We start from the raw sequence: 22,242 nt of genomic DNA, 5'->3' as shown, positions 1-22,242 counted from the left end.
TATGCAAAATGCTGAATTAAAACGCTTAGAAAAACGTATCGGTTATACTTTTACCGACTTTGCATTGCTTAAACAGGCATTAACTCACCGTAGTGCATTAGCCTGCCATAATGAACGATTAGAGTTTTTAGGTGATTCAATATTAAGTTTTGCCATTTCAACGGATCTTTATCTGCGCTTTCCAAAAGTCGATGAAGGTGATTTAAGCCGTATGCGTGCAACGTTGGTGTGCGGGAAAATGCTGGCGGAAATAGGCCGCGAATTTCAACTTGGTGATTGCCTTATTTTGGGGCCGGGTGAACTTAAAAGTGGTGGTTTCCGTCGTGATTCGATTATTGCTGATGGTGTCGAAGCGATTATTGGCGCTGTTTTTTTAGACTCTGATATTGATACAGTAAAAAACCTTATTTTGGCCTGGTTTGACAGCCGCTTGTCGACGATCCTGCCGGGTATTAGCCAGAAAGATCCTAAAACCCAGTTACAAGAACGTCTACAATCGCGTAAAAAACCCTTACCATTATATGAAGTCGTTGATATTAAAGGTGATGCACATAATCAACGTTTCACCATGAGTTGTTCCATTGCGGGCCTTCCGGCTGTCAAAGGACAGGGCACTAGCCGTCGTAAAGCGGAGCAGATTGCCGCTGGAAAAATGTTAGATTTTTTGAATGGAGTAGCGTAATGACTACAAAATGTGGATTAGTCGCGATTGTCGGTCGCCCAAATGTGGGTAAGTCAACGCTTATCAATGCCCTTTTAGGACAAAAAGTCAGTATCACTTCACGTAAAGCGCAAACCACGCGCCACCGTATTTTAGGCATTGATACACGTGGTGATTATCAAACTATTTTTGTTGATACACCGGGGCTGCATATCGAAGAAAAACGTGCTATCAACCGTTTGATGAACCGTGCCGCTTCAAGCTCTATCAATGATGTCGAGATGGTTATTTTTGTTGTTGAAGGCACCCATTGGAACGAAGATGATGAAATGGTGCTGAGTAAATTTCAGTATCTAAAATGCCCGGTTATTTTAGCGATTAATAAAATTGATAATGTCCAAGATAAAGAGTCATTGTTACCCCATCTTGAAGGGTTAGGTAAGCTTTATAATTTCAAACATATTTTGCCTATGTCCGCTAAAAAAGGGGATAATGTTGAAAAAATTCGTCAGTGGGCACAAGAAGTATTGCCAGAATCAGAACATTATTTCCCTGAAGATTACATAACCGATCGTTCATCGCGTTTTATGGCATCGGAAATTGTACGTGAAAAACTGATGCGCTTTTTGGGTGATGAATTGCCTTATTCAGTAACCGTTGAAATTGAACAATTTAAGCAGCAAGCAAACGGCATATTACATATTAATGCGTTGATTTTAGTTGAACGTGATGGCCAAAAGCGTATGGTTATTGGTAATAAAGGTGAAAAAATAAAAGAGATTGGTAAGCAAGCACGTCTAGATATGGAAGCACTATTTGATTCAAAAGTGTTTTTAGAAATATGGGTAAAAGTAAAATCGGGTTGGGCTGATGATATGCGCGCATTGCACAGTCTAGGTTATGGCGACGATTACAGTAAATAATCCGCTTCGGTTATTGAGTTACTGGCTTCTAAGCTAGTAACAAACGGCTCTTTCGCTTTGGAATTGATTAATGTCTTTAGAGTGCCATAACGCCTTTATTTTACATCGTCGTCCTTATCGGGAGACGAGCCAATTGGTGGATCTTTTTTGTCAAGATGTCGGCCGAGTCAGTTTGGTTTATAAGGGCGGTCGCAGTAATACGCGTATGAAACGAGGGATGGCACAGCCATTTACCCTCTTACAGGTGAGCTATTTTGGGCGGGGCAGTTTAAAAACGCTTAAGTCGATAGAAGCGCAAAGCCAAGTTGTTCCGTTAGTTGAAGAGCGTTTATTTCTTGCTATGTATATTAATGAATTGTTGTACCGTTTATTACAAGCAGAGACCGCTTGTGACGGCTTGTTTGAGTCTTATCAGGACACCTTACTTGCTATCGCGGGCAGTGCTGAGCCACAAGTCGCTTTACGTCATTTTGAACTGACACTGTTAGAAACATTAGGTTATGCTGTTAATTTTGAAGAAGATATTTATAGCGGCGAATTGATCGAAGCCGGCTTTGAATATCAGTATCAGCAGCAAGCGGGTTTTTTTGCTAAGCAAGCTATTCATAAGAAAGATCAAGTCTATACGGGAGAGGAATTGTTGGCATTTTCTTGTCGTGATTTTTCCACACCCAGCCTTTTAAAAGCGGCAAAACGATTTTGCCGTCAAGCACTGGCCCATCTATTAGGTGATAAACCGTTGCATAGCCGAGCGCTATTTTTGGTTAAATAAAAAAAGATAAAACAGGATAAAAATAAATGAGCAAACTTCTACTCGGTGTAAATATCGACCATATCGCAACATTGCGTAATGCCCGTGGGACCTGCTTTCCTGAGCCGGCCCATATAGCCGCGATTGCAGAATGTGCTGGCGCGGATGGTATTACTATTCATCTGCGTGAAGATCGACGCCATATTAAAGATCGTGATGTAGCAATACTTGCGCAAACCTTGCAAACGCGCATGAATTTAGAAATGGCGGTTACCGATGAGATGGTTGAAATTGCAATTCAGACCAAACCCGCTTTTGTTTGTTTAGTACCTGAGAAACGTGAAGAGCTGACCACTGAGGGCGGTTTAGATGTTGCAGGATCATTTGCTAAAGTGGAATCTGCAGTACGTCGCCTAAATGTAGCGGGTATACAGGTGTCGCTTTTTATCGATCCTGAAATTGTGCAAATTGATGCTGCTATTAAAACGGGTGCCGCTTATATTGAACTGCATACTGGCCAATATGCCGATGCGGCGTCAGAAGACGTTCAGCAAGCAGAACTTGCGCGTATCGCAAAAGCGGCGACTTATGCAACGCAAGCAGGTATAAAAGTAAATGCCGGTCATGGTCTTAATTACCATAATGTTAAACCGATAGCTGCGTTGTCTGAGATTATTGAACTGAATATCGGTCATGCCATTGTCGCTCGTGCTGTGGTGGATGGTTTTGCCTCTGCAGTTGCGGAAATGAAGCGTCTGATGATTGAAGGCCGTAACAGCCAATAACAATCTCTTAAGAGGGAATTGCTCTCCCTCTTTATTGTTTACCCTGTTGAAGGGAGTCTATTTTGTCTAACCTAAATTTTTCTGTTGCCGAACTGCGCAGCCACTTCCCTATCTTAAACCAGAGCGTAAATAATTTTCCGCTGCTTTATTTAGATAACGCCGCTACGACTCAAAAACCACAATCTGTGATCCATGCTATTTGCCATTATTATGAAAATTCTAATGCTAATGTGCATCGCGGCAGCCATCAATTAAGTAACCGTGCAACGCAAGCATTTGAAGCGGCACGTTTGAGTATTAAACACTTTATTAATGCACAAAGCAGTAAAGAGATAATCTGGACTAAAGGTACCACGGAAGGCATAAACTTACTCGCCAATGTATTTATGGGACAACTGCAAGCTGGCGATGAAATCATTATCAGTGCATTGGAGCATCATGCCAACATTGTTCCCTGGCAGATGTTAGCCGAGCGCAGTGGTACTGTATTAAGAGTGATTCCGTTAGCGGCGGATAATAGCCTTGATTTAGTGGCTTACAAAGCCCTTTTAAATAACAAAAGCAAATTAGTGTCGATTGCACATGTCTCTAATGTGTTAGGCGTGATTAACCCCATTAAAGAGATAGTACGACTTGCTCATCAGGTTGGTGCGCAAGTTATTGTTGATGGCGCGCAAGCAATTGCCCATGAAGTTGTGGATGTGCAATTGCTTGATTGTGATTATTATCTTTTTTCCGGGCATAAAATATTTGCACCGACAGGGATTGGCGTTTTGTATGGTAAACAAGCTTTACTGGAAGCTTTACCTCCTTGGCAAGGTGGTGGTGAGATGATAAAAAGCGTCACCTTTGAACAAACAACTTACAACGATCTGCCGTTTAAGTTTGAAGCGGGGACGCCGAATATTGCTGGTGTGATTGGGCTTGCTGCCGCTATCGATTTTATTAATGGGTATGATCGTCAAGCGGTTCAACATCATGAGCAGGCATTACTAACCTTTACTGAAGATGCCTTATTAGGAATGCCTGAAATCACCCTGTTTGCCAAAGGTGTTGATAAATTGGGTGTATTAAGTTTTTCAGTCAAAGGTGAGCATCCGACTGATATCGCAATGTTATTAGACGCTCAGGGGATAGCGGTGCGCAGCGGTTCGCATTGTGCGATGCCTTTGATGAAAACATTGAACTGCGGCGGTACGGTACGAGTTTCATTCTCTATTTACAATACCCTTGAAGAGGCTCAGCGTTTTATTGAAGCCCTTAAAAACGTTATTGAAATGCTAAAGGAATAAAAAAGGATCACCGAGGTGATCCTTTTAGTATTTAGAACGGCAGAAACCGAGCGTTAATCTGACTGATTATTGGTCTTTGTTGTTGCCTTGTGCAGCTCTACGGATACAGAGGGCTGCGCCTCCCCAGGTAATGCCTAAACCGAAAACCATCATAATAATTGCACTTGTTGTCATTGTTAAACCTCCTTGATTAATTCTAAATTACTACTGGTTTTATTAATTACAATAGCAATGACTAGCATTGCAGCGATCACACCCCAGCCAAGTATCAGTAAATCAGATTGAGCATAACCCCCGTAGCCGTCAGTTAAGGTGTTTTTAATGTTGGTACCTAAAATAACGATTAAAAATGCCGGGCTAATGTAACGTATGCAAACCTCAAACCATTGACCAACGGTAAATTCAGAAAGTTTATTTACATGTTTATGGATAACAGTCAGTTTTACCAACCATCCCATAATAATAAGCTCAATAATACAGCTCGATAATAGTGCAATATTGTTAATAAAGTAATCGACTAAATCTAGCAGTAGTAAACCACCGTTTGTTGCAAAGGCCATGGATGCAATAAAACCAACACTACAAACAACTGACGCAGCTTTTCGTCGAGACCAGTTCAATTTATCCATAAAGGCAGAAGTTGATGCCTCAATAATTGATAGGTGAGAACTTAGTCCCGCAATAACAAGCGCGAAGAAGAAGATCGGTCCTAAAATATAAGGCGCAGGTAACAGGTTTATTGCAGCAGGAATCGTCACAAATGCAAGACCTACACCCGAAGTGACGACTTCGGTTAAAGGCTTCGCTTGCTCATGTGCCATGTAACCAAGAATAGAGAAGATAAGTATTCCGGCAACAATCGAGAAGCCACAGTTAATTAATACCGTCATAAAGGCATTATTATTGATATCTGAGTCATCAGGTAGGTAGCTTGAATAAGCAAGCATAATTGCAAAACCAACACTTAAAGTGAAGAATATTTGTCCATAAGCGGCAGACCAGACTTTAAGATCGGCGATTTTACTAAAATCAGGCTGGAATAGATAATTTAGACCATCTAGAGCGCCCGGCAGAAAAACCATACGTGCAATTAAAGCGATAACCATTAAAAAGAGTAAAGGCATCATAATCTTAGTCGCGCGTTCAATGCCGCCTTTTATTCCAGTGAAGATAGCGGCGAAAGTGACTGCCCAGGCTATCGTAATTGGAATGGCGATATGCCATTGTATTGAGCCTAATTTGCTGGGTGAGTTATCACTACCGAGTTGCAAATAATCACTAAAAAAGAAAGCATTAGTGTCTGTTCCCCAGCTTTGTGTAAATGACATGCTGAAGTAGGAGATTGCCCAACCAATCACGGCTACATAATAGATGCCGATGATGGTTACGATAGAAATTTGGAACCAGCCAAGCCATTCATATTTTTGATTTAATTTAGCAAAAACACGTGGTGCTGAACCTTTGTATTTTTGACCCATGCCAAATTCCATTATCATAAATGGAATACCAGCTGTTAACATGGCAAATAGGTAAGGGATAAAAAATGCTCCGCCACCATTTTCATAAGCCATATAAGGGAAGCGCCAAATATTACCTAATCCAATTGCAGATCCTACTGCGGCAAGAATAAATCCTGCTCGGGAGCCCCATTGTTCTCGTTTCATAAAAATTCCCATATGGTTTGTTCTTGAAAATTAGCGAGTCTGCTAATTATTAATATTGGTGCGCTTAAGCCAGAAATTTCAGCCAAGCATGAAGAAGATTACCGATTTGAGCGGGGCAAGGCAATAAGTTATGTTAAAAACTAAACGGTGCGTCTTTTTATGGGGTTATTGATAAAGGTTATGAGGTGAATAATTGAGTAAATAACCTGATAGCAAAAAAACAATTAATTACTATCGGGTTATTGGCGACCTTTATAATTAATGCTCAAACTGTTTATGCATAAAGGTGTAATAGAGCACGGGAATAATGACGAGTGTTAATACCGTTGATATTAAAATACCGAAGATAAGGCTAATCGCTAATCCCGAAAATATCGGATCATCAAGTATAAAAAATGCCCCTATCATCGCTGCCAACCCGGTTAAAATAATCGGTTTGGCGCGCACGGCTCCTGAATGGATCACCGCTTCTTTAAAAGGTTTACCATTGTTGCTTTGATGATTAATAAAATCCACTAACAAAATTGAATTACGCACAATAATACCGGCCAAGGCAATCATGCCTATCATCGAGGTTGCGGTAAATTGCTGTCCTAAAAGTGCGTGGCCGGGCATAACGCCAATAATGGTCAAGGGAATAGGGGCCATAATAATGATTGGCACGATGTAGGAACGAAATTGAGCAACCACTAAAAGGTAAATTAGTATCATTCCTATCGCATAAGCAATTCCCATATCTCGGAAAGTTTCATAGGTTATTTTCCACTCACCATCCCAAAGTATGGCAACTTCACTGGTGCCGTTTGGCTGGTGGATAAAATACTGTTGGATATCGAGGCCAAGTGTTTTTATTTGATCTGAGATCGCGTACATACCATACAACGGACTGTCTAATTCCCCGGTCATATCTGCAGTTACCATGATCATAGGAATCATGTTTTTGTGCATAATCGGTTTATCCATGAGTACTTTTTTAATGCTGACCATTTCTGAAAGCGCAATTAACTGACCCGTTTGACTGGATAATTTAAGGTTTAAGACTTGCTCTAAATTGACCTTTTCACCTTCTTTAAGTTGCAGGCGAATTGGTATCGCATATTTCTGTTGATCACTATGCAAAATATTGATTTCTTTCCCTCCGACTGAGGTGGTGACCGCATCGACAATATTGGCATAAGGAACGCCAAAACGACTTGCCTTAGCGCGATCTATTTTTACTTGCCATTTGGGTTGATCTTCCGGGAACATAATATCGATATCAACGACATTATCGGCTTCGATAAACAGGTTTTTTAATTGCGTGGCAGTTTTCTCTCGAATTGCTTGATTGGGGCCATAGACTTCAGCGAGAATCGGTGACCAGACAGGTGGACCCGGCGGTACTTCAACGACTTTTAGGTTGGCATTATAAAGTTTAGCGATTGTTTGCAAATTTTCACGGACACTCATTGCTATTTCATGACTATTGCGTTTTCTCTCCTTTTTATCAATTAAGTTAACTTGGATATCGCCTAGCTCCTGTGTCGCGCGCATATCATAATGGCGAACTAAACCATTAAAATTAATTGGAGCTGCTGTGCCAGCGTAGAGTTGAAAATCTTTTAGCTCGGGGATTTTTGTAACGACATCGCTTAGTTCAATGAGTAGGCGCTGTGTCATCTCAACCGGACTTCCTTCGGGTAGATCCACTAGTATTTGAAATTCCGATTTATTATCAAAAGGCAGCATTTTCATCACGACTAGCTTATTGAATGGCAGTAGAAGGGATAAAAGGATCAGTAGTAATACACCTAAAAAGAGTAACCAACGCGCTAATTTAGCTTTGCTACCGAGAATAAAAGGGCCAATCAAATGCTTAAATAAACGCGCCATAAAATTATTTTTATCATTTTCGATTTGGCTCTCTTGCGTTTCTTGGGCTCTTGCGCTGGCGGGATGTTTAAGTAGTTTACTGCTTAGCCAAGGTGAAAGAATAAAAGCCACTACCAGAGAAATAAGCATTCCCATACTGGCATTAATTGGGATAGGGCTCATATAAGGCCCCATTAAACCGGTCACAAATGCCATGGGTAATAGCGCTGCGATCACCGTGAATGTCGCTAGAATAGTGGGGCCGCCGACTTCGTTCACTGCAATAGGAATGATCACACTGAGTTTGTCGTTACTGAGTTTCATATGACGGTGAATATTTTCAACGACTACTATTGCATCGTCGACGAGAATCCCTATTGAGAAAATCAGGGCAAAGAGAGAAACGCGGTTAAGGGTAAAACCATAAGCCCAAGAGGCGAAGAGGGTAATGGTTAAGGTGATGGAGATAGCCACGCCGACAACGATCGCCTCGCGCCACCCCATCGTGACTAATACTAAAATAATCACTGCGCTGGTAGCGAAGATAAGTTTACCAATTAATGTGTCAGATTTATTCTTAGCGGTTACGCCGTAATCTCGAGAGATAGTGGCTTGTATATTATCTGGGATTAGCACATTGTGTATTTCATTAATTCTTTTTTCAATCGCTTGGGTTACATCCACTGCGTTTTTGCCTGGCTGTTTAGCAATAGCCACGGTGACAGCCGGGTATAATTGACCGTTTTCGCCATGCCAAACATTTTCATTTGGGATATCAGCGGCGAGGGTAATATCGGCGACATCCTCGAGATAAACTGGAAAACCTTGATTAACAGAAACAAGCAGTTTTTTTATTTCAGAAATATTCTTTAAAAATTGTCCGGTTTGTACTTTTATTTGTTGATTATTTTGTACTAAAGAAACGATGGGAGAGCTGGCGTTATTACTGGCTAACACTTGATTAATGGCATCATAACTGACTGCAAAAGTATTCATTTTAGCAGGATCTATGCGGATATTAACGGTCAATAAATGTCCGCCAATGGTGTAGATATCACGTGTACCATCAATATGCTGCAGTTCACTTTCAAGTCCGTGTGCAACTTCAGTTAATTGTTGTGCGCTGACGTTTTTATCTTTAGACCAAAGCGTTACCGCGGAAATAGGTACATCATCAATCGATCGTGCTTTAATTAATGGCTGGCCAATACCTGCATGTAAGGGCAGTTTATCCATATTGGAATAAATCTGATTATAAAGATTAACAATGGCATCGTTGCGCTCTTTACCGACTTCGAAAATGACGATGATCATCGCACCATCAGGTTGAGAAAAAGAGTAGCTGGTATCGACACCTTTTATTTCCGAAATAACTTGTTCCAAGGGGATGGTTACTAAGTTTTCAACCTCTTTAGGTGATGCGCCGGGGAAAGGGATATAAATATCGGCAAAGGTCACATCAATTTGTGGCTCTTCCTCTTTGGGGGTGACTATAATAGCGAAAAACCCTAATAACAAACCAACAATCGCAAGCAGCGGAGTGATTGCCGCACCTTGAAAATAACGGGCTATCTTGCCGGATATATGCAGTTGATTAGTCATTATTTAGACTCCAACTGTTGCAGTTTTTTATAGGCATCGACACTGATTACATCACCTTGCTTTAAGCCTGCAAGGACCTCCACACTGTCTTCTGCTATTGTGCCTAAACGTACCTGTGTTAATAACGCTTTACCGTTAACATCGCGATAAACTGCATTGAGTTCATTGTTATTTAAAATAGCACTTCTTGGAATGGTTATTGATTGGCGCTCACCGCTTACAAATTGCACCTTTACCCACATACCCGGTAGTAATAGGTGAGTTGTTTCGGGCAGTTCGATACGGACTTTAAAGGCATGAGATTGCTGATCTGCATAATTAAATAAAGTGATTTTATCTGATACGAGTTGGCTACCATCGTTGAGGGTAATAATAAACTCAGGATTCTTACGCAGCGCTTCCAGATGGCGTTGTGGAATTTCTGTTACTGCACGTAATTTTTGTAGGGACATCCCTGAAAAAAGAGGTTGTCCCGGCGTAATTGTTTCTCCTACCTCAACATGGCGTGCAGTGACGATGCCTGAATAAGGGGCTTTAATAATGGTGTAATCGAGAGATTCTTTGGCTTTATTTAAATTGGCTTGCGCAGCCAATGTTAATTGTTTATTGGTTTTAGCCGCCGCCTCTGCTTGATCTAACTGGCCTTGAGAAATCGCCCCTTTAGGGAAAAGTTTTTTATAGCGCTGATAGGTTAACGTTGCCTCATTGTATAAGGCTTGGGTTCGATAAACCTCCGCTTCGGCCACTGCCAATAATGCCCCTTGCTCTTTATTGGTTATCTCCAGTATAACGCTGCCTTGTGTTACATAATCATTAGTATCAAAATAGATTTGCCTGACACGGCCCGATGTTTGCGCTGATAAAGTCGCTTTATTGACCGCTTCAATAGTCGCATCAATTACCACTAGCTGTTCTTTTAGATCGTTTTTTACGATTAACAAATCTGCAGAAAAAGCGCGCCAACAGATAAACAACAGACTCAGAGCTATTAATTGTGGTGATTTATTCAAAATACAATGATTCATCGTTATATCCTTATTAGATATAGTAGCGTGCTAACTGGGAAAGCTAATTTAGATTATTCTAATATTTAAAGCGAATAGGGTCAACTCAATCATTAATTTAGTTATCAATAAGTCAAAAATCCATTATTGTGGATATTCAATCTTAAATATATTAAGTAGGGCATTGAAATGATGAAAAAAAACAACTTAGAAGAGTTATTAAATATTATGCAGCAACTACGGGATCCTGAAAATGGCTGCCCTTGGGACATCAAGCAGACCTTTGATTCGATTGTTGCGCATACTATCGAAGAAGTCTATGAAGTTGCAGATGCGATTGAGCAGAAAGATTTTGTCGATCTAAAAGGGGAATTAGGGGATCTGCTATTTCAAGTAATCTTTTATGCACAAATGGCAAAAGAGAAAAATCTATTTGATTTTGAAGATATTATTGACACCCTTAATGAGAAGTTGGTGCGTCGTCATCCGCATGTTTTTGCACAGGCTGAGTTTGTCGATGAGCAGGCCGTGCACGCCAATTGGGAAGCTGAAAAAGAGAAAGAGCGCATACTCAAAGCCGATGCCGACAATAAAGGGAGCAGCGTACTGGATAATATCCCATTATCACTGCCCGCATTAAACCGTGCATATAAAATTCAAAAACGTTGTGCAACAGTGGGCTTTGATTGGGTAACACTACCCCCTGTTATTGATAAAATTAAAGAGGAGATAGACGAGGTGTTAGCGGAAGTTAATCGTGATGATTTAACGGCACAAGAAAAGCAGGTACGCATTGAAGATGAGCTCGGAGATCTGTTATTTGCGAATATTAATCTGGTACGTCATCTGCAATGCAATCCGGAGCAGGTATTGCGACAAGCGAATATTAAATTTGAAAAACGTTTCCGTTTAGTCGAACTGGAGGTTTTAAAACAGGGTAAGCAGCTTAGTGATTGTTCGCTTGATGAATTAGAGGTGATCTGGACGAGAGTCAAGAAAGAACTTAATAAGTCTCAATCTAGCTAGGCAATACAACAGCTTAACCCATCTCGTCGATTTTTAGCAATTAAGCAGAATGGGTTAAAATAAATTTATTAGTCATACTGTGCTTTGTTTTTAAGTAAATAGGTATAAAGGATTGTCGAAAATGAGAGGTTTTGCTACAATGCCTCCCCATCTAAATGTTCAAAATTCACATTTGTAATGACAGTCAATTAATTTGCCAACTTAACTTGTCGCTTATATATAAGCGGGCATTTTTTTATGTTTGCAGTTTGATTATTCAATGAATAAAAGTTTCATTTTTTCTAATTCCTAAACTCTCAGGGTTACTATGACGACAAAATATATTTTCGTAACTGGCGGTGTTGTTTCATCGCTAGGTAAAGGTATTGCTGCAGGTTCACTCGCTGCTATTCTAGAAGCACGTGGTCTTGACGTAACAATTATGAAACTTGATCCCTATATTAACATTGATCCCGGCACCATGAGTCCTACCCAGCACGGTGAAGTGTTTGTCACCGATGATGGTGCTGAAACAGATCTTGATTTAGGCCATTATGAACGTTTTATTCGCACCAAAATGACTAAACGTAATAACTTTACCACCGGTCGAGTTTACTCTGAAGTATTGGCGAAAGAGCGTCGAGGCGATTACCTTGGTGCAACCATTCAGGTTATTCCCCATATCACCAATGAAATTCAGGATCGTATTATTGCTGGTGGTGATGGGCATGATATTGCTATTGTTGAATTGGGCGGTACGGTGGGCGACATCGAGTCACAACCTTTCCTTGAGGCGATTCGCCAATTAGTGTTAAAAGTAGGTCAAGAAAATGCAATGTGTATGCATTTAACTCTTTTACCTTATCTAAAAACGGCCGGTGAAGTGAAAACAAAACCGACCCAACACTCGGTAAAAGAATTGCGCAGTTTGGGGATTCAACCAGATATATTAGTGTGCCGTTCCGAGGTGAATATTCCCGCCAATGAACGCGCTAAAATTGCTCTCTTTTGTAATGTCCAAGAAAAAGCGGTTATTTCATTACGCGACGTTGATTCTATTTACAAAATACCCGCTTTACTAAAAGCGCAGGGACTCGATGAAATTTGTGTTAAGCGTTTTGGTTTGCTTTGCCCCGAAGCAGATTTAAGTGAATGGGCACAAGTGGTTTCTGAAGAAGCAAACACTACCAACGAAGTAGTTATTGGTATGGTGGGCAAGTACATAGAATTACCTGATGCTTATAAATCCGTTAATGAAGCCTTAAAACATGGTGGCCTGAAAAACGCGGCGTCAGTAAAAATAAAATATATCGACTCACAAGATGTCGAAGTAAAAGGCGTTTCAATTTTAGAAGGGGTTGACGCAATTTTAGTACCTGGTGGCTTCGGCGAACGGGGTATTGAAGGTAAAATTTTAGCCGCGCAATACGCTCGTGAAAACAAAATACCTTATTTAGGTATATGTTTAGGTATGCAGGTTGCGCTTATCGAATTTGCTCGTCATGTTGCAGGACTTAAAAATGCGCATTCAACAGAATTTAAACCTGATTGTGAACAACCTGTTGTTGGCCTTATTACGGAATGGACTGATAAAACAGGTGATGTTGAACAGCGTAGTGAAGATTCTGATTTAGGTGGTACAATGCGCGTTGGTGCACAGCTTTGTCATCTCAAAGATGGATCTAAAGTGCAAGAGATGTACGCTAGTAGAACTATTTTTGAACGTCATCGCCATCGTTATGAGGTAAATAATAATTTATTACCTATCCTAGAGAAAGCCGGTTTAGCCGTAACAGGTTTATCTGAAGATAAGAAACTAGTAGAAATTATTGAGATCCCAAATCATCCTTGGTTTGTTGCTGCGCAATTCCATCCGGAATTTACATCGACGCCTAGAGATGGGCATCCTTTATTTAAAGGCTTTATAAAATCTGCGATAGATCATCAACAGGGACGATTTAAATAGTTTTTGTTGACCAGGTCACTTTAGTTTGTTAAAAAATGGCAAAATAAAGTGTTATTAAGCTAGACAACCAATTTTTAATATTATTTTTAAACACTACAATCAAAGGAACAATTATGTCTTCTAATATCGTAAAAGTACTTGCTCGCGAAATCATGGATTCACGTGGGAACCCGACTGTTGAAGCTGAAGTTCACCTAGTTGACGGTTCAATCGGTATGGCTGCAGCGCCTTCAGGTGCATCTACTGGTTCGCGTGAAGCGTTAGAGTTACGTGATGGTGATAAAGCACGCTACCTAGGTAAAGGCGTTCTTAAAGCTGTTGCGGCTGTTAATGGCCCAATCGCTGAAGCATTACTTGGTAAAGATGCGCTTGCACAAGCTGAACTTGATCAAATCATGATCGATTTAGATGGTACTGAGAACAAAGCAAAATTTGGCGCAAACGCTATCCTAGCTGTTTCTCTAGCTGCTGCTAAAGCTGCTGCAGTTTCTAAAAAAGTGCCACTATACGCCCACATCGCTGACCTTAACGGTACTCCTGGTGTTTACTCTATGCCGCTTCCAATGATGAACATCATCAATGGTGGTGAGCATGCTGATAACTCTGTTGATATCCAAGAATTCATGATTCAACCAGTTGGCGCAACGACTTTCCGTGAAGGTCTGCGTATGGGTGCTGAAGTATTTCATAGCCTTGCTAAAGTACTTAAAGCTGACGGCCATAGCACCGCAGTTGGTGATGAAGGTGGTTTCGCTCCGAACCTTCCATCAAACGCTGCTGCACTTGCTGCAATTAAAGTTGCTGTTGCAAATGCTGGTTACGAACTGGGTAAAGACATTACGCTAGCGATGGATTGTGCTGCATCTGAGTTCTATAACAAAGAAACGGGTATGTACGAACTTAAGGGTGAAGGCAAAACTTTCACTGCTGAAGAGTTCAACTACTTCCTTGAAGGTCTTGTTAAAGATTACCCAATCGTTTCTATTGAAGATGGTCTTGATGAGTCTGATTGGGTTGGTTTTAAACACCAAACTGAACTACTAGGTGACAAAATTCAACTAGTAGGTGACGATCTGTTCGTTACAAATACGAAGATTCTTGCTCGTGGTATCAAAGAAGGTATTACTAACTCTATCTTAATCAAATTTAACCAAATCGGTTCTTTGACTGAAACACTTGCTGCAATCAAAATGGCTAAAGATGCAGGCTTCACTGCTGTTATCTCTCACCGTTCTGGCGAAACAGAAGATTCAACAATTGCAGATCTTGCTGTTGGTACTGCTGCTGGTCAAATCAAAACAGGTTCATTAAGCCGCAGTGATCGTGTTGCTAAGTACAACCAGCTTCTACGTATTGAAGAAGCGCTAGGTTCAAAAGCACCTTACAAAGGTCTTAAAGAAGTTAAAAACCAGTAATTAGCGGTTTTTAGTTTTTCCCATGCGTTGCGTGGGAATATAAATCCTCGTTTATACGGGGATTTTTTTGTCGGTGATTTACTGAGGCTAGAAGCATATTAAGCCGTTCTGATCGTGTTGCTGCTTTTTGTTAACTACGGGCAACCAACTTCTACGTATTGAAGAAGCGCTAGGTTCAAAAGCACCTTACAAAGGTCTTAAAGAAGTTAAAAACCAATAATTAATAATTAGCAGTTTTTAGTTTTTCCCACGTACTGCGTGGGAATCAAAATCCTCGTCTAGTTCGGGGATTTTTTTTGTCTGTAGTATGTATTAGGGGGGTAGTGTATGGATTTGTTAGTAGAGATAATGGGATGGACAAGTGTTGCTTTCTATATTTTATTATTGTTGTTTAATGGTATGAAAAATATGCGCCTTGCTTCATTTCTGTCCGTTGCCAATGATGTGATGTGGGGGGTGATGATAGGCGTATTACCAAAAGTATTATTGAATTTAGTCGTCGGTAGTGTCACTTTGTACCGCTACCTATGTGACTTTACTGATGCACCGAAAAAGTTAACGCATCTTGTGCTTATGCTCATGATAGCGGGGCTTTCTTACTTCACCTATTTTGCGTTAAATGATTACTTGGATAACCCGTCATTAGGCTTGTTACTGACTTGGCTGGATTTTGTGCTGATATTAATCGCTTTAAGTTTCAAACGTATCTTCATTTTTCAATTTTTCATGCTGATATCTGCATTTGTTGGCGGATTTGCTTATTATCTTTTGGGTATTGAGCAGATGGTTGTTATTAAAGTGATAGTCGGGCTGATCACCAGTTATAAGTTATTTATTCGCCCTCTTTTCCCTGAACTGGAAAATAAATTGCTATTTTGGAGAATTGCCAAATAGCCTCAGCTAGGGATAAATAAATCGATACAGTGCCACTATTTACATCTATTTTTCGTTAACTTAGCAACACAAAAGCTAATCACGAAGCCGCGGCGCAGAGGACACTAAGAAAACAAAGGCGGGGTAGGTTTGGGTTTTTAGATTTATCCTTCCTTTTCTTTTGTACCTCGGTGGTTAATCATTTTTGGCCTGACCTGACTGCCAGCAAACAAACAACAAGCTAACCACGCAGCCGCTGCGCTATAAAGAGGACTCGAAGAAACCCCAAAAAAAGTTTGTGTGCGTACCCTCCGTGGTTGACAGCTTTTGATTTTACTAGCAATAATTTTCCTTGAAGCATATAAAACTATCCACACACACTTCGCAAGTCTACGTCGTTGATAATTGTCATCTTTGAATTCGTTTAGGTTTTTTTGTGGGGATGCTTTATACAGAGGTTATCACTCGCCTTAGGATGGCAGGCAACTAGGTTTGAATAACTGGACTCCGTTGTTTACCAAGAAGGTCAATAACCCGCTATTAATAATACCAAGCAATATAGAGGGTGATGGCGTTCGTTCTGTAACGATGAAAACGCTTATCCTTTGCGCAACATAAAAAAACCCTTGTCAGTTGCCTGACAAGGGTTTTAATCAATAGTTTAATGGCTTATAAATTAAGCGTTTAAACTTTGTGGCTTACCACCAAGCTTCCATTTGTACACCAACGCTTAATGCATCGTCTTCACCGTTGTAACGAGTGTCGTTATCTTCTAGATCAGCTAAGTAAGTTGCGAAAACACGGATTTCTGGACGAGACCAAAAACCGCTTGCTGGAGACCAAGTTTGTGCAACAGTAAATTTCATTTCTGAAGAATCTGCAGTACCTTCTTCTCTGTTGTAGTAACCAACTTCTAGTTGAGATTTCATGTTATCAGTCCAAGAGTACTGAGGACGTACAACAACATTATATTGAGTGAAATCACCATTATCTGTAGTAGTTAAATCAGAGCCAGAAACAAAACCTAATGTGTAACCAACATTGATTTTTTCAGATGGGCTAACAACACCCCAGTTGTAAATGCGGAACGCTTTAGAATCATCAGCAGCATCGCTATCATCGGCATTCCAGCTACCGTCAGTTCCCCAAGTGAAACCGTTAGCAAGACCTTGGTTTGCGACTTGGACGATTAATTTGTTAAAGCCACCTAAGAAATCACCTTGAACGTATTCAGCTGTTAGCATAGTAGATGCGTCATTTGCATCAGACTCTGCATTAGGCATCCAAGTAGTCACGCCTAGTTCTAATGATGCGTTTTTCCACATTTGAATGCCCGCTAAGCGTGCATCTAAAATGTTGGTATTCGCAGCGCCATCAGCACCACCACGTTGGAACCAAGCTAGAGAAAGAGCTGTATCACCAATTGCAATGTTTTCGATACCAGCGCCATCGCCGTTAATTGCCCAGTAGTAATCATCTGTAATATGGATGTCATGACGTTGGTAGTAACGTTTACCAGCCCATAGTGTAGATGAACCAAGTACACCACTTGCTGTAGCATAGATTTCTCGGATTAGAACTTCTTGGTCTGATTGGTAATCTGTAGCGTTTTGACCTGGGTTAAACACAGCTAAAGAGTGAATATCAAATTTCACGCCACTGTCATCATATAGGTTTTGACCTAGAGCTAACTCAACATAAGTATCATTCTCATTACCAAGACGACCTACTTTATCTTTGTTTGAAGTGATCATGCCACCATCTGCAGATGCGCCAACACCTGAACGAGCATAACCTGTAAAGTCTACCGCTGATGCGCTAGTTGATAACAATGCAACTGCAACTGCAGCCGAAAGCATTTTAAATTTCATAGCTATTCCTTAATTTCTATTATTTATTTTATTTGAGAATCCATCACTCTAAGGTGAGCCAATTGGCGATTACAACTAAATGTGTAATTGAAGTTCCAATCAACTTGGTCGGCATTATAAGGGGCTTGTCTCGATAAAGACTAAGACATAGGTCACACTTTTATCACGGTAATGTTTTTTCTGGAACTTTTATGCAACTTTATTGACGCACTCTACAAAAAAAGCATTTAGAAACACAGTAAAGAATAAAGTCTATCAATAATTCAGATAGTTGCACTAAACCTACGCTTGAATAGTGTATTAATAAAGACAGCTGGTAATGACGATGCGCGTTATCATTATGTTTTTAGCCGCATATTTTAATTTGTTAGTTAATGTGGGAAAATAACGTTCTTGTTTTTCTTTGTGCTTTTTAGAGGTTTTTTTGCTATGCGTTTATTTATGTTTGTGCTCCTCTCTTTATTAGCTTTGCAACAATACCACTTATGGTTTGGTAAAAATGGGTTACAGGACAACTCTGCGTTAAAGAAAGAAGTTGCGCTTGTAATAGTAAGCAATGCGGATCTCAGACAACGCAACCAGATGATGTTTGCAGAAATAGATAATTTGAAGCGAGGATCTCAGGCTATTGAAGAACGAGCTCGCAATGAATTAGGTTTAGTGAAAGAGGGAGAAACGTTTTTCCATATTGTCCCAAAAGAAGATTAAGCGAATGAGTAAATTAAATTTAGTTGCCGTGATTGCGGCTGCGGGCCTTGGCAAACGTGTCGCGGCAGAGATCCCTAAACAGTACCTGTCGTTATTAGGTAAAACTATTATTGAACACAGTATGGCTCCTTTTCTTAACCATCCAGATATCACCAAAGTGGTTATCTCAATAGCTAAAAACGATCGCTGGTTTACCCAGCTAAGTGTCGCCAAACACCCCAAAGTAGAACTCGTAGAAGGCGGTTTGACGCGTGTTGACTCAGTATTGTCGGCGCTGAATGTGATTGATGAATGCGCTTATGTGTTAGTGCATGATGCGGCAAGACCTTGTATTTCGCGCACTGATATAGATAAGTTAATTGCCTCTGTGACGTTTTCAAAACAGGGCGCGATTCTTGCGTCCAGAGTACGCGACACCATGAAACGTAGCGATTTACGTGGGCAAATAATCGCCACGGTTGATCGTGAAAATTTATGGCATGCTTTGACACCGCAAATGTTCGAAAACAAAGTATTGCTTAAGGCGATTAGTCAGATCGATGATCCACAAATGATTACCGATGAAGCTTCTGCTATGGAAATGTCGGGATTGCCTGTTACTATCATCGAAGGACGAAGTGATAATCTCAAAGTGACTCGTCAGGAAGATTTACAACTCGCGGAACTGTATCTATCCCAAAAAATTAATGGAGCATGAAATGATTCGAATCGGACACGGTTTTGATGTTCATAAGTTTGGCGGGCAAGGCCCGATTACCCTTGGCGGTGTTAAAATACCCTATTTTCGCGGGTTAATTGCTCATTCAGATGGCGATGTGGTACTGCATGCTTTATGTGATGCGTTATTGGGGGCACTTGCATTGGGGGATATAGGCCGCCATTTCCCAGATAACGATCCTAAATATGCCGATATTGATAGCCGGAAATTGCTATTAGATGTTTTTCATCAAACAAAAAATAGAGGTTATAACATTGGTAATGTGGATCTAACTATTGTGGCACAGGCTCCGAAAATGGCCTCTTTTATTGATGATATGCGCTTGCAGATAGCGGCACTATTAGAAACCGAGTCTCATAATATTAATGTCAAAGCAACTACCACTGAAAAGCTGGGTTGTATTGGACGCGGGGAAGGAATTGCCACCCATGCTGTTGTTCTATTGATTAAAAAAAATAATGAAGAATAAATAATGAATGAAAAAAGCGAAAAGCAAGTAGTTGATTTAGATTTTAGTTATCTCTATGGAAAACCTCAAAGTACGGGGTTATATAAACAGTCATGTGAAGATTTTAATGTTCAAGAAAACTTGGGGTTTGAGTTAACCGGAGAAGGTGAACATGTTTGCTTGTGGGTGCGTAAAATAGGCGAAAACACACAATATTTAGCGCGTGAACTGGCTAAATTTGCCAATATTCCTGCCCGTAATGTTAGCTATGCAGGCCTAAAAGATCGCCTTGGTGATACTAAACAATGGTTTTCACTGCATATTCCAGGGAAAGTGACGCCTGATTTTTCGCAGTTTGAATCGCCGGGTGTGACCATTTTGAAGGTTGTTCGCCATCACAAAAAGATTAAGACAGGTGCATTAGCGGGTAACTACTTCTCAATTGTTTTACGAGAAATCAGTGATAAAAGCGCATTCCAAAACGCATTACAACAGCTGCAAAATGGGGTGCCAAACTATTTTGGTGCGCAGCGGTTTGGGTTTGATGGTTATAATGTCACAGCGGCGCTGACTATGTTTCAAGGTCGAAAAATAAAAGATCGTTTTAAACGTGGTATTTATTTAAGCGCGGCGCGTAGTTATCTATTTAATCATGTGGTTTCAGCGCGTATTAAAGAGGATCTGTATAATAAACCCATATTGGGTGATTGTGTGCAATTTGTGGGTAATCGTTCCTTTTTTCCGTTAATGGAGTTAGATCCAGCCACAATGGGGCGTTTAAATAAGCGCGAAGTTTGTCTAACAGCACCTTTATGGGGAGCTGGGGAGTTAACTTCAGAATTAGATGCAAAAGAGTATGAAACAGCATTGCTGTCAACTTACCATGAAATTCAGGCGGGACTGGCTCAAAATGGATTAAAACAGGAGCGCCGACCTTTGTTATTAATCCCTGAAAAATTGAGCGCCACTTGGCTTGATGAAAGGAGTGTGCAAATCGATTTTTATCTGCCATCGGGTTGTTACGCGACCAGTGTTCTACGGGAGTTAATTAGTGAACCCGCAATAGCTTGCAATGGATAATTTTAAATAATCAACCTGATTGTTAACAAGCCACTCGTTGCTATTTTTTATTTACGACATGAGAAAACACAGTGAAAATATTTTCCCCACTATACGCTAAGGTTATGATTTGGTCGCAACACAGGTATGCGCCATTTTATCTTTATATCACCGCCTTTGTTGAATCCATTTTTTGGCCTATTCCTGTTGATATTATGCTCGCACCCATGGCGCTTGCGAAACCTCACTTAGCCTGGCGTTTTGCATTGGGAGCAACTGTTTTTTCTGTGTTGGGGGGCGCCGTAGGTTATTATGTAGGAAACGTTCTATATGATCCGTTAGTTTTGCCTTTTATAGAGTTTATGGGTTATCAAGAAAAAATGCAGATAGCACAAGCTTGGTTTTCACAGTGGGGGATAATGGTTATTTTTATTGCCAGTTTTACGCCTATTCCTTTTAAAGTTTTTACCATTACCGCTGGAATTATGAGCATGGCATTTTTCCCATTTCTATTAACGGCACTAATTGGTCGCGGTTTACGTTTCTTTATAGTGGCTGGTTTAATGGTTCTAGGAGGTAAGAAGATGGAAGCTAAGCTAAGTAAATATATCGATAGATTGGGATGGATAACAATATTACTCGCCATTCTTTTATATTTTGCATTGAAGTATTAAGGCTTGTGAAATATCTTACTGTTTTTATTTTCAGTTTATGGGGGCTGTGGGGGTGTAGCTCAGCGGATCCCCGAGCCCCAGTTTTGGATCTTACCTTAAGTCAAAATAGAAATAGTACATACTCTCAATCAGCTTCCCCGCTTCAAAATTTCAGCACCTATAAAGTCGCAACGGGTGATACCTTGTATTCAATTGCATGGCGATCAGATCTTGACGTCGAGACATTAGTTAAGCGTAATCATTTAAAACCACCCTATACTATTTACCAAGGACAGATATTAAATTTAATAGAAAAAAAGCCGCGAAAACTTAATAAAGCCAAAACAACAACCGTAAAAAATGACCTCCCTTCACAAAAATCAGATAAAAAAGCTGCAACTAACTGCTCGGGTCAAAGCTGTGAGAAAAACCGCAATCAAAAGCTTGTACAGAAAAAAACAAAAGCTTACTCTACAAATGAAGGGGTTGTCAGAACGCTTAATAAAAGGGCCGCAGAGAAACATCCTAAACGTCTAAAAGTAACAGATTGGCGTTGGCCCGCAGAAGGGAGATTAACTGAAACATTTTCCGCATCACAACAAGGAATGAAAGGGATCAGCCTTTCAAATCGGCGAGGAACCGCTATTCATGCAACGGCATCTGGAAAAGTTGTTTATGCAGGCAATGGCTTGCGAGGTTACGGTAACTTAATAATTATTAAACATAATTATGATTATTTAAGTGCCTATGCACACAATGAAAAACTATTTGTTGGTGAAAACGAAACAATTAAAGAAGGTCAAAAAATAGCAATAATGGGTGATAGCGGTGCAGACAGTGTGCATTTGCATTTTGAAATCCGTTACCGTGGCAAGTCTGTCGATCCGTTACGTTACCTACCAAAACGTTAACTGCTTAGCATTTACAGTAGTAATTCGCAACAAATGTACCTATTTTTGATTATAAAATGTTATTTCTGGTGTAAGCTGTTTT

Annotated in this window: 20 protein-coding genes; 15 read left to right on the top strand and 5 right to left on the bottom strand. The window is 40.4% G+C overall.

The window, feature by feature from the left end; all coding sequences use genetic code 11:
• Position 1 precedes the first annotated feature (1 nt).
• The 5 genes from rnc to KSO91_RS03905 all read left to right on the top strand — a co-directional run bounded on the left by rnc (position 2) and on the right by KSO91_RS03905 (position 4,412).
• On the top strand, positions 2-682 hold the full coding sequence (gene rnc, locus KSO91_RS03925) for a ribonuclease III (RefSeq protein ID WP_238741549.1): 681 nt from the start codon (positions 2-4) through the stop codon (positions 680-682).
• On the top strand, positions 682-1,584 hold the full coding sequence (gene era, locus KSO91_RS03920; protein ID WP_238741547.1) for a GTPase Era: 903 nt from the start codon (positions 682-684) through the stop codon (positions 1,582-1,584). The genes rnc and era overlap by 1 nt, the downstream gene beginning before the upstream one ends.
• 70 nt (positions 1,585-1,654) lie before the next feature.
• Entirely contained in the window at positions 1,655-2,356 is a 702-nt protein-coding gene (gene recO / locus KSO91_RS03915; RefSeq protein WP_238741544.1) for a DNA repair protein RecO, read from the top strand.
• A gap of 26 nt (positions 2,357-2,382) precedes the next feature.
• The gene (pdxJ, locus tag KSO91_RS03910) at positions 2,383-3,120 is read left to right on the top strand and encodes a pyridoxine 5'-phosphate synthase (RefSeq protein ID WP_238741541.1); all 738 of its coding nucleotides are present in this window, start codon (positions 2,383-2,385) and stop codon (positions 3,118-3,120) included.
• A 59-nt stretch (positions 3,121-3,179) separates the two neighbouring features.
• Positions 3,180-4,412, top strand: a complete 1,233-nt coding sequence (locus tag KSO91_RS03905; protein WP_238741585.1) for an aminotransferase class V-fold PLP-dependent enzyme — start codon at positions 3,180-3,182, stop codon at positions 4,410-4,412.
• Positions 4,413-4,478: 66 nt separating this feature from the next.
• Here KSO91_RS03905 and KSO91_RS03900 read toward each other — a convergent pair whose 3' ends face one another.
• The 4 genes from KSO91_RS03900 to KSO91_RS03885 all read right to left on the bottom strand — a co-directional run bounded on the left by KSO91_RS03900 (position 4,479) and on the right by KSO91_RS03885 (position 10,554).
• Positions 4,479-4,586 (bottom strand): MetS family NSS transporter small subunit, encoded by a 108-nt coding sequence (locus tag KSO91_RS03900; protein ID WP_238741539.1) that lies wholly within the window; start codon positions 4,584-4,586, stop codon positions 4,479-4,481.
• Between the two features lie 2 nt (positions 4,587-4,588).
• Positions 4,589-6,076: a sodium-dependent transporter gene (locus tag KSO91_RS03895; protein WP_238741537.1), complete on the bottom strand. Its 1,488-nt coding sequence runs from the start codon at positions 6,074-6,076 to the stop codon at positions 4,589-4,591.
• A 258-nt stretch (positions 6,077-6,334) separates the two neighbouring features.
• Complete coding sequence (locus tag KSO91_RS03890; RefSeq protein ID WP_238741535.1) at positions 6,335-9,529, bottom strand: efflux RND transporter permease subunit; 3,195 nt, start codon at positions 9,527-9,529, stop codon at positions 6,335-6,337.
• Entirely contained in the window at positions 9,529-10,554 is a 1,026-nt protein-coding gene (locus KSO91_RS03885; RefSeq protein ID WP_238741533.1) for an efflux RND transporter periplasmic adaptor subunit, read from the bottom strand. The genes KSO91_RS03890 and KSO91_RS03885 overlap by 1 nt, the downstream gene beginning before the upstream one ends.
• A 168-nt stretch (positions 10,555-10,722) precedes the next feature.
• Here KSO91_RS03885 and mazG point away from each other — a divergent pair, with 168 nt between their 5' ends.
• The 4 genes from mazG to KSO91_RS03865 all read left to right on the top strand — a co-directional run bounded on the left by mazG (position 10,723) and on the right by KSO91_RS03865 (position 15,813).
• Positions 10,723-11,559, top strand: a complete 837-nt coding sequence (gene mazG / locus KSO91_RS03880) for a nucleoside triphosphate pyrophosphohydrolase (protein WP_238741531.1) — start codon at positions 10,723-10,725, stop codon at positions 11,557-11,559.
• Positions 11,560-11,866: 307 nt separating this feature from the next.
• On the top strand, positions 11,867-13,504 hold the full coding sequence (locus KSO91_RS03875) for a CTP synthase (RefSeq protein ID WP_238741530.1): 1,638 nt from the start codon (positions 11,867-11,869) through the stop codon (positions 13,502-13,504).
• 113 nt (positions 13,505-13,617) lie between these two features.
• Positions 13,618-14,919 (top strand): phosphopyruvate hydratase, encoded by a 1,302-nt coding sequence (eno, locus tag KSO91_RS03870; RefSeq protein ID WP_238741529.1) that lies wholly within the window; start codon positions 13,618-13,620, stop codon positions 14,917-14,919.
• 327 nt (positions 14,920-15,246) lie between these two features.
• A complete protein-coding gene (locus KSO91_RS03865) occupies positions 15,247-15,813 on the top strand; it encodes a phosphopyruvate hydratase (RefSeq protein ID WP_238741528.1) in 567 nt (188 codons plus the stop codon).
• 677 nt (positions 15,814-16,490) lie between these two features.
• On the opposite strand, the gene KSO91_RS03860 is transcribed toward KSO91_RS03865, so the two are convergent.
• A complete protein-coding gene (locus KSO91_RS03860; protein ID WP_238741527.1) occupies positions 16,491-17,663 on the bottom strand; it encodes a carbohydrate porin in 1,173 nt (390 codons plus the stop codon).
• A 429-nt stretch (positions 17,664-18,092) separates the two neighbouring features.
• Here KSO91_RS03860 and ftsB point away from each other — a divergent pair, with 429 nt between their 5' ends.
• The 6 genes from ftsB (at position 18,093) to KSO91_RS03830 (ending at position 22,160) form a co-directional block, all read left to right on the top strand.
• Positions 18,093-18,371: a cell division protein FtsB gene (ftsB, locus tag KSO91_RS03855; protein ID WP_238741526.1), complete on the top strand. Its 279-nt coding sequence runs from the start codon at positions 18,093-18,095 to the stop codon at positions 18,369-18,371.
• 4 nt (positions 18,372-18,375) lie between these two features.
• The gene (gene ispD / locus KSO91_RS03850) at positions 18,376-19,068 is read left to right on the top strand and encodes a 2-C-methyl-D-erythritol 4-phosphate cytidylyltransferase (RefSeq protein ID WP_238741525.1); all 693 of its coding nucleotides are present in this window, start codon (positions 18,376-18,378) and stop codon (positions 19,066-19,068) included.
• A 1-nt stretch (position 19,069) separates the two neighbouring features.
• A complete protein-coding gene (gene ispF / locus KSO91_RS03845) occupies positions 19,070-19,558 on the top strand; it encodes a 2-C-methyl-D-erythritol 2,4-cyclodiphosphate synthase (RefSeq protein WP_238741523.1) in 489 nt (162 codons plus the stop codon).
• A gap of 3 nt (positions 19,559-19,561) precedes the next feature.
• On the top strand, positions 19,562-20,617 hold the full coding sequence (gene truD, locus KSO91_RS03840) for a tRNA pseudouridine(13) synthase TruD (protein ID WP_238741521.1): 1,056 nt from the start codon (positions 19,562-19,564) through the stop codon (positions 20,615-20,617).
• Between the two features lie 71 nt (positions 20,618-20,688).
• Positions 20,689-21,270, top strand: a complete 582-nt coding sequence (locus tag KSO91_RS03835; protein WP_238741519.1) for a YqaA family protein — start codon at positions 20,689-20,691, stop codon at positions 21,268-21,270.
• 5 nt (positions 21,271-21,275) lie between these two features.
• Complete coding sequence (locus KSO91_RS03830) at positions 21,276-22,160, top strand: peptidoglycan DD-metalloendopeptidase family protein (protein ID WP_238741517.1); 885 nt, start codon at positions 21,276-21,278, stop codon at positions 22,158-22,160.
• Positions 22,161-22,242: the final 82 nt, after the last annotated feature.

Origin of the sequence: Psychromonas antarctica, from assembly GCF_022267535.1 — a bacterium.
Classification (GTDB): domain Bacteria; phylum Pseudomonadota; class Gammaproteobacteria; order Enterobacterales; family Psychromonadaceae; genus Psychromonas; species Psychromonas antarctica.
Note: the sequence above shows the minus strand (reverse complement) of the source record. Positions and strands in the feature narration are given on the sequence as shown.

Bases quoted from the DNA above. Each gene is read 5' to 3' on its own strand.
- rnc (WP_238741549.1), top strand. From the start codon at position 2: ATGCAAAATGCTGAATTAAAACGCTTAGAAAAACGTATCGGTTATACT.
- era (WP_238741547.1), top strand. From the start codon at position 682: ATGACTACAAAATGTGGATTAGTCGCGATTGTCGGTCGCCCAAATGTG.
- recO (WP_238741544.1), top strand. From the start codon at position 1,655: ATGTCTTTAGAGTGCCATAACGCCTTTATTTTACATCGTCGTCCTTAT.
- pdxJ (WP_238741541.1), top strand. From the start codon at position 2,383: ATGAGCAAACTTCTACTCGGTGTAAATATCGACCATATCGCAACATTG.
- KSO91_RS03900 (WP_238741539.1), bottom strand. From the start codon at position 4,586: ATGACAACAAGTGCAATTATTATGATGGTTTTCGGTTTAGGCATTACC.
- KSO91_RS03895 (WP_238741537.1), bottom strand. From the start codon at position 6,076: ATGAAACGAGAACAATGGGGCTCCCGAGCAGGATTTATTCTTGCCGCA.
- KSO91_RS03890 (WP_238741535.1), bottom strand. From the start codon at position 9,529: ATGACTAATCAACTGCATATATCCGGCAAGATAGCCCGTTATTTTCAA.
- KSO91_RS03885 (WP_238741533.1), bottom strand. From the start codon at position 10,554: ATGAATCATTGTATTTTGAATAAATCACCACAATTAATAGCTCTGAGT.
- mazG (WP_238741531.1), top strand. From the start codon at position 10,723: ATGATGAAAAAAAACAACTTAGAAGAGTTATTAAATATTATGCAGCAA.
- KSO91_RS03875 (WP_238741530.1), top strand. From the start codon at position 11,867: ATGACGACAAAATATATTTTCGTAACTGGCGGTGTTGTTTCATCGCTA.
- eno (WP_238741529.1), top strand. From the start codon at position 13,618: ATGTCTTCTAATATCGTAAAAGTACTTGCTCGCGAAATCATGGATTCA.
- KSO91_RS03865 (WP_238741528.1), top strand. From the start codon at position 15,247: ATGGATTTGTTAGTAGAGATAATGGGATGGACAAGTGTTGCTTTCTAT.
- KSO91_RS03860 (WP_238741527.1), bottom strand. From the start codon at position 17,663: ATGAAATTTAAAATGCTTTCGGCTGCAGTTGCAGTTGCATTGTTATCA.
- ftsB (WP_238741526.1), top strand. From the start codon at position 18,093: ATGCGTTTATTTATGTTTGTGCTCCTCTCTTTATTAGCTTTGCAACAA.
- ispD (WP_238741525.1), top strand. From the start codon at position 18,376: ATGAGTAAATTAAATTTAGTTGCCGTGATTGCGGCTGCGGGCCTTGGC.
- ispF (WP_238741523.1), top strand. From the start codon at position 19,070: ATGATTCGAATCGGACACGGTTTTGATGTTCATAAGTTTGGCGGGCAA.
- truD (WP_238741521.1), top strand. From the start codon at position 19,562: ATGAATGAAAAAAGCGAAAAGCAAGTAGTTGATTTAGATTTTAGTTAT.